Source organism: Lysinibacillus sp. NPDC058147 (genome assembly GCF_042884205.1).
GTDB lineage: Bacteria > Bacillota > Bacilli > Bacillales_A > Planococcaceae > Lysinibacillus.
Map to the genome: position 1 here is coordinate 69,943 of NZ_JBHVUJ010000010.1, position 13,200 is coordinate 83,142.

At 36.5% G+C, this 13,200-nt stretch carries 11 protein-coding genes; 2 read left to right on the forward strand and 9 right to left on the reverse strand.

The features are described from left to right. Position 1 precedes the first annotated feature (1 nt). Positions 2–424, reverse strand: coding sequence for a Na(+)/H(+) antiporter subunit B (locus ACFVT8_RS21545; protein WP_387085364.1), 423 nt, complete (start codon positions 422–424; stop codon positions 2–4). Continuing rightward, the gene (locus ACFVT8_RS21550) at positions 411–2,825 is read right to left on the reverse strand and encodes a Na+/H+ antiporter subunit A (RefSeq protein WP_387085361.1); all 2,415 of its coding nucleotides are present in this window, start codon (positions 2,823–2,825) and stop codon (positions 411–413) included. The genes ACFVT8_RS21545 and ACFVT8_RS21550 overlap by 14 nt, the downstream gene beginning before the upstream one ends. Before the next feature lie 840 nt (positions 2,826–3,665). Here ACFVT8_RS21550 and ACFVT8_RS21555 point away from each other — a divergent pair. Next, the gene (locus ACFVT8_RS21555) at positions 3,666–4,352 is read left to right on the forward strand and encodes a histidine kinase (RefSeq protein ID WP_387085358.1); all 687 of its coding nucleotides are present in this window, start codon (positions 3,666–3,668) and stop codon (positions 4,350–4,352) included. A gap of 503 nt (positions 4,353–4,855) precedes the next feature. Here the strand turns inward: ACFVT8_RS21555 and ACFVT8_RS21560 are convergent. Continuing rightward, a complete protein-coding gene (locus ACFVT8_RS21560; RefSeq protein WP_387085355.1) occupies positions 4,856–6,061 on the reverse strand; it encodes an MFS transporter in 1,206 nt (401 codons plus the stop codon). A gap of 158 nt (positions 6,062–6,219) precedes the next feature. Between ACFVT8_RS21560 and ACFVT8_RS21565 the strand changes: the two genes are divergently transcribed. Continuing rightward, positions 6,220–6,906, forward strand: a complete 687-nt coding sequence (locus tag ACFVT8_RS21565) for a DUF421 domain-containing protein (protein WP_483869508.1) — start codon at positions 6,220–6,222, stop codon at positions 6,904–6,906. Between the two features lie 18 nt (positions 6,907–6,924). On the opposite strand, the gene ACFVT8_RS21570 is transcribed toward ACFVT8_RS21565, so the two are convergent. From ACFVT8_RS21570 to ACFVT8_RS21595, 6 genes are all read right to left on the reverse strand, one after another. Next, positions 6,925–7,629 (reverse strand): CBS domain-containing protein, encoded by a 705-nt coding sequence (locus tag ACFVT8_RS21570; RefSeq protein ID WP_387224323.1) that lies wholly within the window; start codon positions 7,627–7,629, stop codon positions 6,925–6,927. A 278-nt stretch (positions 7,630–7,907) separates the two neighbouring features. Continuing rightward, positions 7,908–8,690, reverse strand: a complete 783-nt coding sequence (locus ACFVT8_RS21575; RefSeq protein ID WP_387085346.1) for an ABC transporter permease — start codon at positions 8,688–8,690, stop codon at positions 7,908–7,910. Further along, a complete protein-coding gene (locus ACFVT8_RS21580; RefSeq protein ID WP_387085343.1) occupies positions 8,687–9,580 on the reverse strand; it encodes an ABC transporter ATP-binding protein in 894 nt (297 codons plus the stop codon). The genes ACFVT8_RS21575 and ACFVT8_RS21580 overlap by 4 nt, the downstream gene beginning before the upstream one ends. Further along, positions 9,577–9,780: a PLD nuclease N-terminal domain-containing protein gene (locus ACFVT8_RS21585; protein WP_387085340.1), complete on the reverse strand. Its 204-nt coding sequence runs from the start codon at positions 9,778–9,780 to the stop codon at positions 9,577–9,579. The genes ACFVT8_RS21580 and ACFVT8_RS21585 overlap by 4 nt, the downstream gene beginning before the upstream one ends. A 131-nt stretch (positions 9,781–9,911) precedes the next feature. After that, positions 9,912–11,015 carry an acyltransferase gene (locus tag ACFVT8_RS21590; protein ID WP_387085337.1) on the reverse strand — a complete coding sequence of 368 codons (1,104 nt, stop codon included), beginning with the start codon at positions 11,013–11,015 and terminating at the stop codon, positions 9,912–9,914. Between the two features lie 265 nt (positions 11,016–11,280). After that, on the reverse strand, positions 11,281–12,966 hold the full coding sequence (locus tag ACFVT8_RS21595) for a hypothetical protein (RefSeq protein WP_387085335.1): 1,686 nt from the start codon (positions 12,964–12,966) through the stop codon (positions 11,281–11,283). Positions 12,967–13,200 lie beyond the last annotated feature (234 nt).

Genomic DNA, 13,200 nt, shown 5'->3' on the forward strand with positions numbered 1-13,200 from the left:
GCTACTCATCCTCACTTATACTTAGAATAATTGTTACCACAACACCTACTACCGTTAAAGCCACGCCAGCCTCGAAAATGGTTACAGTCGAAAAGCCCATTTTCCCGAATATCGGTACATTTATATAACTATGTGTCTGCGTTAAAAATGGAACATCAAAAAATAATGAGCCGATTGCTGTGCCTGTCGCAAGTAATACGCCAAACGCTGCCACTTTTTTAAAATCAAATGGCATCCCTTTATGCACTGTTTCAATGTCATACGCTAAATATAGTAGAACAATGCCCGAGGCCAGCACGAGACCACCTATAAAACCTCCACCTGGAGCATGATGCCCCGCAAAGAATAGATAAATACCAAGGGTTAAAATAATGAAGACGACCGTCTTTGTGATAGTACGTAAAATAACGTCATTTATTTTCATGATCCGTTTCCTCCTTTCGTGGCTTTAGCTTCGTTAATGTATACACTCCTAAGCCAGCAATTAGAAGAACGACCACTTCTAGCATCGTATCAAATGCACGGAAATCGCCTAATATGGTGTTGACGATATTTGAACCACCCGCCAGTTCGTAGGAATCATTGAAGTAAGTAGCCACTGGCTCAAAGCGATCGAAATGGACAACCGCTAATCCTATTAATGTAACTGTGGCGCCAACGAAAATGGATATAATCACCTTAGACCATTGCATTTTTTTACGAGAGGCTTCAGGCATTAAATCAGGTAAATATTTAAAGCATAGAAGGAATAATGCAGTTGTCACAGATTCAACGACTAATTGAGTTAACGCTAAATCAGGAGCACGGAAAATAACAAAGAAAAATGCAATTGAATAGCCGAGTACGCCATTCAATAACATAGCAGTTACGCGTCCTTTAGCGAAAATGATCCATACTGCGGCGAACATCATTACAAACACTAAAATGAGCTCATAGGACTCAATTGTTGAATCCTTCGCAAAATTAAATGCAATAGCATCCGACCAAATAAAATATCCTGCAATAAGCGCAACAAAAAACACATAAATATAGACAAAATAATGCGTTAAATTACCTGTCATATAACGATTAGTAAGCTTCGCAGAACTATTTTCACTAAACTCAATCATGCGATTGTAATACATATTGAACGTATATCTTTGAGGGAATATCCGATACAAAGGCTTCCAGCTTTTTAACGTTTTAAATAAGATAATCCCAATAATAATTACTCCAAGAGTCATTAACAATTCTGCATTAATGCCATGCCAAGCATGAATATGTGGTGTTATTTCACTAGTTGAAGGGAATGTTGGATAAATACTTGCCATAGCAGGCTCTAAAATATAGTGCCCTAGCACGTTTGGGAAGAAGAAAATCCCAACTACAAAGACGCACAGAATGATTGGCGAAAGCAGCATACCTATCGGAGCTTCATGCGGTTTTTTATCCAACTTATCTAGCTGTAGTTTTCCAAAAAACGTTCGACTGATCAAAATCAAACAGTAAACAAATGTAAAGACACTTGCCACCCACGCCACTATTGGAATGAGCAGTCCCAAATCAGCAATTGAAAATGCCTCTACATTGCGAATAGCTAGTGCCGCGGCAAAAAACATTTCTTTACTTAAGAAGCCATTAAATGGAGGTAAACCGGCCATAGAAAATCCACCAATGACTGCAATTGTGAATGTTACTGGCATTAAGGCCATTAATCCCCCAAGACGACGAATATCGCGTGTGCCCGCCTCATGATCGACAATACCAACCATCATGAATAGTGCACCTTTAAACGTGGAGTGATTAATAAGATGAAACAACGCTGCAAAGCTTGCCTGTGTATAAAGAACAGTATCTGCAGCATAACCGAAATAATGACCAACTGACCCTAGTCCAAATAAACTCATAATTAAACCAAGTTGACTAATCGTGGAATAAGCTAATAACGCCTTTAAATCGGTCTGACGTACAGCATTAAATGAGCCCCAGAACAACGTTACTAGGCCAATCACGCTTACTAGCCAGAACCAGACAGCCTCTCCTCCAAATACTGGAGAAAAACGTGCAACTAAATATATTCCAGCCTTTACCATCGTTGCCGAGTGTAAGTAAGCACTGACAGGCGTTGGTGCCTCCATCGCATCTGGTAACCAAATATGGAAAGGAAACTGTGCAGATTTTGTAAATGCACCGATTAGAATAAGAATTAACGCTGGGATAAACAATGTATGATCTCGTATAACGTCTACATTGGCTACGATTTCGCGAATACTAAATGTACCCGATGCCACATAAAGCATCAAAAAACCCGCAAGCATTGAAAGGCCACCAAAAACGGTAATTGTCATAGCTTTTCTTGCACCAGCACGAGATGCTTTTCGATGATGCCAAAATGCAATTAACAGGAAAGATGACACACTTGTTAACTCCCAAAATGTGTATAATACCATTAAATTATCTGAAAAGACGACGCCAAGCATTGCGCCCATGAATAGTAATAAATAGCAGTAAAAATGGTGAAGAGATTCTTTCGTTGATAAATAAAAAATAGAATATAAAATGACTAAACTACCTACACCCGTAATCAGCAAGCCAAAAATCATACTGAGTCCATCGAGATAAGTTGTGAAATTTATATTAAAAGAGGGAATCCACTCATATGTATGAATAAACGTTTTACCCCCGGCAATTTGAGGAATGTAGCGCGCGAGTAAAAGAAACAAGATGAATGGAACGGATAAAACAAACCAGCCAAGATGTGCAACACGCCTTAGCTGCCTATAAAGTAGCGGAATAAGTGCAGCACAGACAATTGGTAAAAGAATCGCAAAGAGAACTGTAACCAAGTGAAAACCTCCTACTAACAATTTGTTCAGCAACTGTTTGATATGGTGCGAAAAACTGTGTATATGAGAAAATAACAGATAATAAAGTATTCCCAAATCTACTGAAGTTACTACTGTTTTATACTTTGATTCACGCACAAAAATCTATAACAATTGCTGGAGACTCTAACGTTTAAAAACTCACTGAAAAATACTAAAGCCTTTAGTTTCTTGCAACCCAAAAGGCGGGAGATATTGGATGAATAAAGCTAACGAAATTCTCTGAAATTTGATTTGTGTACTACTTGAATTGGAAAGTAAGTGGTATGTGTTGAAGTAATAGACAAAAATAATAAGGACATATCTAGTTATTCAACATTCAGCACATATTTTATGCAGGGAGAATCTTATGGTGGTTAATGCTGCATAAAACCAGTGAAACTTTTCAGGCTATGAGCTTCATATCTTGGGTAGACTGAATAGCCAATAGTGCATTTTCTTAAAGCCTTTAGAAAATGGCATGACTTTTGAAGACATAAAATGTACAACTATTCCTGTCACTATGGCATACCAACTCACTTGACTATCTTTTTAACTAACTGCATAATAGTGTGGCATATAGAAGCAATTGGTTTAGATGCACGAAATGCATAAATCAAATAACTATAAAGTATAGAAATAACCCAGTCTCCTCAAGGTTTTCCCAATATATTATCATTAACTTTTATACGTTTTTTAGTATACAATATAAATAAGCATAATGCACTGTATCAGAATCGATTTTAGCTGTTTTAGGGTGTTTTTTTCGAAATCTACAGTAAAAATGACAAAAAAAAGACAAGATAAGAGGTGTTACTTTTTATGAAGCATGTAAAAGGGCGTTTAGACGAAAGTATATTAGTTTGTGTCTACTATGGGCTTAACGGAGAGCGATTAATACGACGTGGCCATAAAATGGCTACAATGTTAGATTGTCCATTGTATATTCTTTCGGTCGATTCGCAACCCCTTGATGCCTTTGATGCAGAGAAGTCTAACTACATCGAGCAATGGAAAAAGTTATCTGACGAGCTTGAAATTGAAAAATTTATATTACAAGATAATGAAAAGCGCCCAATCCAAAAAGTTATTGCAGAAGTGGCAAAAGATTACGGAATTTCGCAAATCATCGTAGGCCAAAGCGCACAAAGTCGCTGGGAAGAGATTACAAAGGGTTCCTTCCTAAACGTCTTATTAAAAGAGGTTCCTTTTGTTGATTTTCATATCGTGTCTGTCCAACGTCCAACTGACGATGATGCGAACGATACATATGAAAAAGGTGTACGGGCTTATTTAATCCAAGAACATGAGGATTTTAAAGTAGCATTTACATGTCCTAAATATGTATCAATTGAAGGTATATTTTTCAAAGAGATTGGTACTGACTTTGATAATGGTATTTTTAAATTCACTTACAATGATAAAATGCATGAAGTTCACATATCAGAGGGCTATGTACTAGATAAAGACAAACTTCCGGCTGAATTTTTATCCCCATTACGTCAATAATAAAAACGCGTTTCTCTAACTTGAGAACGCGTTTTAGTTTATCTATAAAATAATGAATATAAATTAAAGTGTAGCATTAATCAAAAGTTGATTTTCACTCCGAGTTGGCGCTTTCCGCGGGCTTGGTTGTAACTTCTTTCAACAGGTGTTTGGACAACCTGCTGGAAGAAGTTACAGCCTCCGGCGGATGTCACGGAATTATGCCGAGGCATAATTGATTCTTCTCGGCACTACGTTCCTGCGGGGCTTTCAGCGCTAGCTCATCCCGCAGGAGTCGCCACTCTCCGTGAAAAATCAACAGTTCCTCATCATTGGTATGAATAGCAAGCTAAACCATAATAGTTTAAAAACTTTGATTAAAATACTAACAGATCCAACCTAAATTATTCTCTCAAGCCTCACCTTGGAGGAAAACAGACTGTTTCGATGATCTTTTCAAAAAATCAACATACAGCTTTATGCAATTAGGAGTAGCGTTTTTATCTCTCACTCTTACCTGATCATTACGCTGCCGAAGCTGGTTTATCCTTAGGCAAGAAAAATGCTACTAGTAATAATAATGGTAGTAAAGATACGACCATCATCGTAAAATCAATACCTCTATGATCCATTAATACGCCAATTACCATCGCACCTATTGCCCCCATTCCGAAAGCAAAACCAGTTGTTAAACCCGCCATTGTCCCAATTTTTGTCGGAACAAGCTCTTGTGCGTAGACAACTGTTACTGAGAAACTTATCATAATGAGCGTACCGATAATCACTAAAAATATCATTGCTGCCCATAACGGTACATAAGGCAATGCTAAACAAAATGGCATCGGTACAACAACGGATAGTAAAATAACGTTTTTTCTACCAATTCTATCTGATAATGAGCCTCCGAAAAATGTGCCGATGACGCCAAATGCCATAAAGGTGAAAATTAAAATTTGTCCAAGGCGAAGACTAACTCCATAATGATCCATTAAATAAAATACATAAAAACTTGTAATATTAGTTGTATAAAATGATCTTGCAAAAATAATAGTAAATAGTAACGTCAACGCAATGCCTACCTGTTTCTTTGTTAATGGAGGCAAGTTAGAAACTAAGACACGCTTTTTCTTTGCCATGCGTTCTTGCTCCAATTGCTTTCTATACCACGTTGCAATTTTGCTCAATATAACAATACCCATTGCTGCCACTACTAAGACAATTGCTGCACCACGTTGCCCAAAAATATCAAAAATATAAGCACTAATTAGTGGTGCAAGTGCTTGCCCAGAGTTACCTCCAACTTGATAAACCGATTGAGCAAGTCCTCTTTTTGAGCCAGCTGCCATGAATGAAACACGTGAACCTTCAGGATGGAAAATAGCTGAGCCAAACCCTAAAAATAATACCGCAATAATAATTATCCAATATTGTGATGTGAACGCTATAATGGCAATGCCTATAAATGAACTTATCATACCAATAGGTAATGCGTAAGGCATCGGCTTTTTATCGCTAGCAAAACCAACAACAGGTTGCAAAGCAGAAGCAAACATATTTAATGCGAACGAAATAAGACCTATTTGTGTGAAAGTTAACCCTAAATCACTCTTCAATATCGGGAACATCGCTGGAATAACAGCCTGCATCGTATCGTTGATAAGATGGGCAACAGCTATTGCAATCATAATTGGATAGACCGGATTATTTAAATTCTCTATTTTCTTATCCATGTCACCACCTACTTTCCAATTTTATTCAATTTCCATTTATAAGAGATCGTCGCATACTATTGACCTTTTTGCACAAGCTATTCATTGAAAATAGCAGTTTTAAGGGAGTTGATTTATGTATGAATATAGACGAATTTTTTAAAGCTGATTTTTGGGAAATGATACTTAGGGCAACCCTTTCCTTCTTTGCGTTACTCATCGTAACCCGATTACTAGGGAAAAAACAGCTTGGACAACTTACATTCTTCCACTATACAACAGGTATCACATTTGGTTCCATTGCTTCTGAAATTGCAGCACAGGCTGAAACACCGTTTTTAGATGGACTTATTGCACTTATTTGGTGGAGTATCTTAACATATATTATGACCATCATAACAATAAAATCTAAAAAAGCTCGTGTGATTGTTGATGACAAGCCGACAATCCTTATTCAAAATGGAATTATTTTAGAGTCTGCCTTAAAGAAAAATCGTTTGCATATGGATGAATTAGCGATGATGCTAAGGGAACAAGCCGTATTCTCTGTACAAGATGTACAATATGCGTTACTTGAAACTACGGGTAAACTAAGTGTGCTACCAAAGCCCGCTGAACAACCAGCTACAAAACAAGATGTAAAGGCCGATGTCACACCACCAACCTATATACCAACAGAAGTAGCTTCAGATGGGAAAGTTATTTATGAAAACTTAGTTGAACTTCAATTAACTGAAGATTGGCTTATGAAAAAGCTGAAAAAGCAAAACGTCCAATCCGTAGAAGATGTGTATTTTGCTCAAGTTCAAGGAAACGGTTCTTTATATGTAAGCTTAAAGGATAAAGCAAGACGATCAAGCTCTTAACAGCTTGTCTCGTCTTGCTTAATCTATTTTTACAATATCTAATGGTGTAACAATGCCGATTAGTTTTTGATGGGGTTTCCCATGCTCCGTTATTAATAAAGCTTCAAAGCGACGTCCTCGCTCTACCCCTTGTTTAAAAATATCTTCAGCCTCGTAAATCGTTATGTATCTACTCACAAATTTATAATTCACTCTATTCTTTTCATGTAGTAATATATCATGTAAGGTCGGAATCTTCTTAGGTATTTGATCTCCTCCCATCATCGTTGCTAACCAGTTTGTGATTCCTACTGTTGTCACAAGTCCTTTAAATTGATCTTTATGGTATACAGGAAACTGTGTATATTTGCGATGACGTATAACTTTTAAAGCATGTTTTAGTGAATCTCTTTCCTGAAAAACTAGTACTTTTTTATGAAACATTTGACCAACGAGCGTTGGCTTAGCAAGTGTTGCATCTATATATTCAATTCTTTCCACCACGTCTATATGTGGTTCAGCAATGACAAATTCTAACGACGTGCGATGATGAACAATGGCATTTCGTAAATCTGCATAAGAGCGCAAGTCGTCTTCGTATTTACGAACTAGTACATCCTTCTTCTTAGCTTGATCGATAAGACGATAAAAAGGCATAAAGTCCTTTGCAACAACAATATCTCTTAATCTGTGATCTATCCGATTAAATGCTATGAGAAAGCGATCGGAATTTTCTGTAGCCAATTTATTCACATCCTCCTACTTATTTATATATATGTATTTTCTGAGTTGTTCGACAAATATCGGGTTATAGCTACATTATATTCCTAAGTTATGGATATTCCAAGAACAGTTCTTAGATAAAAAAACATCAACCCGGTAGGGATCCACCAAGTTGATGCTCTTGAATATGGGTAAGCGTATAAAAACAAAGTTAATTATGTGTAAAGGAATAGTACCTCAACAGACATGGAATTCTTACTTTAATCATGTATAGTTTTCTATTGGCAAGGTTATTTCCTTTAAATTTTCGTCATCGATGCATTTTTCTTCATTGTCAAAATTCCTATACTCACACAAATTATTGAGATAACTATTGTAAGAGATAGACTCAACCAATAATCCGGCATCTCCATTGTGCCCCTCATTAATTGAACACCGTATAACGGTAATTTCCACGGTGATATTGTCCAAAATGCCCCCACTAAAGAATCCAATATTAGCCCAATAAATATGACAGCGAATGCACATGTTGTAGCTATCACTGTTTTAAACATCGCGCTCATCATTAATGTCACTGCTATCACAAAGAGTAGCCAAGAAAAATACGTGAAAAAACTTGCCACTAATGGCCCTATCTCAAATGTCCCATAAAGCACGATTGTATAGTATATGCTTGCAGCAAAACCAGCTAAAATACTAATAAAGCCAACAGTACTCATGACGATAAATTTACTCATAAAATAAGCGCCGAACGATATAGGACGGACGTACAATAAAGTAGCCATTCCACTTGCTCTTTCTTTACTAATGCCTCCTACGAAAGCAGCCATTAATATGAGTAAACCTATCGTTTGAAACTGTCCAATGGAAGCTTGTAATAAGTCAACTGGCATTAATTCTGGCATCAACATTTCAAAGCCTTCTGGTACGTTACCAACAGCATTTAAAATATCCATCATATAATAGTTTGTCAGTGGATCGCTCATACCGAGCAAAGCAAATACAAGAGGTATCCATAAAAACTTCCAGCTTCGCCAAGCTTCTCTGAATTCCTTTTGCAGAAGTACATTAAATCCTCTCATATTTTTCTCGCCACCTTCATGAAAATCTCTTCAAGTGATGCTGTTTGCCGCTCAACTTTTCGTATCTTATAAGGACAACTGCTTAAATGCTGAAGCAGCTCCTGCATACTCGGTTTTTCATCAATAATTTCTATATATACATGACTGCCCTTAACTTCTCCTATAAGTTCAGATTGACTGGCAAAAAGTTGCGCCTCTTTTTCAGTGCCAAACTCTACAACATAATTTGATTCATCGAAACGTTGTCGAACTTCACGTAATGTTCCCTGCTCTACTAGCTTTCCATCACGTAAAAACAATAATTGATCTGTCATCTCTTCGGCATCATTTAAAATATGTGTCGAATATAAAATAGTTGTTTCTTGCTGTAAGCCCTTCAATAAATCAAGAACTTCCCTACGACCAACCGGATCCAAAGCAGACACAGGTTCATCTAATAAAAGCAATTTAGGCTTATGCACAATTGCTTGGGAAATACCTAGTCGTTGCCTCATGCCACCAGAGAAAGTAGAAATTTTCTTATTTAACTCATTACCTAGACCTACAAAATCAAGTGTTTTTTGTGCTTCAACTTTTGCTTTTTTTGCTGGCACACCATTTAACTTTGCCGCCATTTCAGTAAACTCTAACGCACTTAACCAAGGATGAAATTGCGGGTATTGTGGCAAGAAACCAATATTGGCTCTTAAATCACCATCCAGCATTTTTACACTTCCAGAGGTTGGTTTTAATAAACCTGTTAGCATCGATAATGTCGTTGTTTTACCAGCTCCATTAGGTCCAATTAATGCTGTCGATGTATTTTTTTCTAACGTGAACTCGATTCCATCCACAACTACCCTATCTGCGAATTGCTTTGTAAGTCCTGTTACCTGAAGTAATATTGTCATGATTGTTTTCTCCCAACTATAAAGTACGCAATCGATCCAAGATAACTAGTAAAAATGATAAGAACCACCCATAAAATTTTAGGCCCGTTTGTTGCATGGATTTTACGCAAATCGACTAGAGCAACAATCATTAAAATAAATTGAACCACAATAAGTGGTGCTATGACTGCCCATGGGACTTTCGCTAACTCCTCCATCATACAGATCACCTCATCTTTGTTATATTACTACTATAACAAAAACTGTTCTAATATGTATAGCACAAATTTATGCAAACAAAAACAGCCAAAGATCAACAATTTTGAAGATCTAAGGCTGTTTTTGATTTTTATCAACTGATAATTTCTTTCTTCGGTGCAGGTAAATTTCCGAATAAAAACCATGCACGTGGGAAAAGAAGATGTAACGAGCGAATAAATACATAACAGAAAATGACTGTTAAGAAAAATCTCAGGAATACATATAAATGTATATGCGAAGGATCAAGGCCACTCAAAATAGTATCGCTCAATAAGTATAAAATACATGGATGGACTAAATAAAACCCAAACGAATAAATTCTTAAATGCTCTGCAAATTCGTTGAGCTTTCGTCCTCCGTGATAAACTAAATAAATACTAATTTTGAATAGTACAAAACAAGAGAGAAGCATATAACTAGTAGACAAAAATTTAAATGCTATGTATGAAATTTCAACATGCCCCAATGTGCTGCGGAAATAATACAGAATTGTATAAGCTATACCTAATAAAAAGGTAAAGGATATCCATATGAAATATTGCCTTTTCGACCATTGTTCCTTTAAAGATTGATAATGTAAGGCAACCCAGCCACCGAAAAAGAAGCTTGCAATGTATATTGCAAATAAAGGGACGGTAAAGGAAATATCAAACATTTCAAAGTAACTTTGTACGGCTACTTCAACAGCAAAGCCAATGAATAATAAATATTTTTTAAACCACCAAAAGCGTTTTACGAGATATACGAAAAGCGGCATTAAAAAATATAGCTGCACTAAAATTAAAATGAAATATAGTTGATAATAGGCTCCCCCCGTAACGATGGAAATGAACATTGCCTTCCAACCTGTGAACACTCGAAATCCTTGATAGTAGGAAAATAACTCATAAAAAATGGACCAAACGAGGAAAGGTCCTAGAATAAACAAAAATCTACGTTTGTAAAAGTTTGTCCATGTTTGTTTTGTAAAGGGCTTAGATTCATAATTGTAAAACAGTGTAAGGCCACTTAAAAATACGAAAACAGCACCTTCAAACCGTGTAAAGCGATTTAAAAATAAATAGACAAAGTAAGATGAATGATCCTGTGGGATTTTACTTAATGCAACCCCAGTAGCATGAATTAAAATAACAAGTAACATCGCTGTTACTCGCATAAATTTTACTGCGTCAATTCGTTCTTTATTTAAAGGCAATTGAAGAACCTCCTTATATACAATGATAACTATATATCAACTAGGACGTCAACAAGCCTTATGTTAACAGTTGATTACCATAAAATGTAACCAATTACCATCCCTGCGGGTTTCAGCCGGAACTAAATTTATAAAAATTACTGTTGCATAAAAAAACACATATAAATTCGAAATATCACCAAATTTATATGCGTTCATGATTAGGCTTTTATATCACAGCTAGCCATTATTTATCTGTTTTCTTCTACTCATATGGAGTAAAAAATTAATTTGAATCCAAGCCATTAGAACCATCGACTGCTAACGCCATAGCTAAAGCGTAGAATGTGCGACGTGCTCCGGCACAGTTTGGAGATTCTTTATCAGTAGTAGTAAGGTCTGTAGCAGAGCTAACAGTTCCATCTGTATTTGAAGCATCGGCTAATATATCTAAGCGGGCTAAATCCCAAAGACCAGAACGACCGTGCGATGGGAAGGAACTTTGACCGTGTAATGCTTGACCAACTTCAAGTTGAAGTTTAATTGCTTCTCCGATTTTATTGTTACTACTTGCAAATCTTTGACCTGTAAATCCAGGATAAACATTGAATAATCCAACCATAGCTTGATTGATCCCTTCACCCTTATTAGGCATTTGCCACGGATTTTTAATCATCTCGGATGACCCTAACATAGCATTTTCCGGAATGTACATACCCCAATATTTAGCTAGGCTAAACGGATTATTAATTAAAGTATTTTTGATAGTTGAATAGTTTGTAAATATATCTTGATAGGTATTAATCATCTGAGTTACCATTACTCCAGAATCTGAATCAAAATTTGGAACAAGATTGCTCCATGATGAAGCTGTTGGATTTTCAATTAAGCTTGCAAAGATCTGTAAGAATGTTATTGCAAATGTATTATATGCCGGAGAATCAAATCGAGATCGCAGCATACTGTTCGTTAAGTTTACTTCGGAAAATCCATGAACCGGAAGAACTCTTTTAGCAGTTAATGCACCATTGAAAGGCTCTTGTTGGAAACACCCTTTAGAAGCATTTGCAACTGAAGTATTGGAACCCCAATGAGTATAACTAAGAACATCTCTAATTGCGTTTTTCATGTTATAAGCAGGATATAATGAAGCTCCAGTCTCATTAACCTTTACATCATAAACATGTGCTGCCATCCATAAAGCAATTGCATTTAGCGAGGCATTGAGAATAAATCGCTGGTTTTTAGTGTTGAAAAAGGAATGGTGATCTATATAATCTCTTCCACTTGTTCCTGGTTGAATACCCGCGAAAGAAACTTGTCCTGAACTATCCAGAACTGTCGGCATCTCTAAGTAATCTTTTTGAGGTTCGGTGGATAAATCTGCGGTAGTTATCCAGTATCCAATTTGCCCCGAATATGGCCCAGTAGCAAAACGATACGCTTTTTCTGAGTCATTGTATGTCCAAGCAGATGGTGTACGATGATACATTAAAGCATGGTATTCTTTAGAACTTAATACTTCATCAGCGAAATAGTCTCGGTATCGCACTAACAACTCATCTACATTAGAAAGAGATACATCACTTTGCGATTCTTCTAATTTCTTAAGCATTGCTACACCAAGATAAAGAAAGCCAGCTAATGGATTGATTGTTGGAAAATTATTTGTTCTTTCCAAAAGTTTTGGAATAACAATGTTGATAATTCCCTTGTAAACTGCGTCACGCTCTCCAGCTAGTGCCTTATGTTGGGCAAACTGGGCACAGAACATCATTAATTGGCCAACACCTTGTTGATATGTGGACGCATCACTTGTACCATTTAATAAATGGTCTTGGAAAAATTTTCGTACTCGTGGATATCGACCTCTATCCTTCTTATAAGGATGGTTTACAGATACCTGCTCAGTAGGTAGAAGAAAAGCTTCGGCGAAGGCTTGAGCCTCTTGTAAGGGTGTAAATGTAGTCAATTGATTCACTCCTAAATTTGTATTTTTAACTTACAAAAATTAAAGTGAATTATATTTCCAAAAATAAACCAATTTATTATTTTGATGATTTTTACATAACGTGGAGGTTAATTTCCGTTCCGTTTAGGCGCTTTCCTGGGGACGTAACAGAATATCATCCAACGATTAACTATCACGTTTATCGCCCAACTTTCAAAGAGCAAAAAAGTTTATTCACTAACTAAAAAAGAAGAT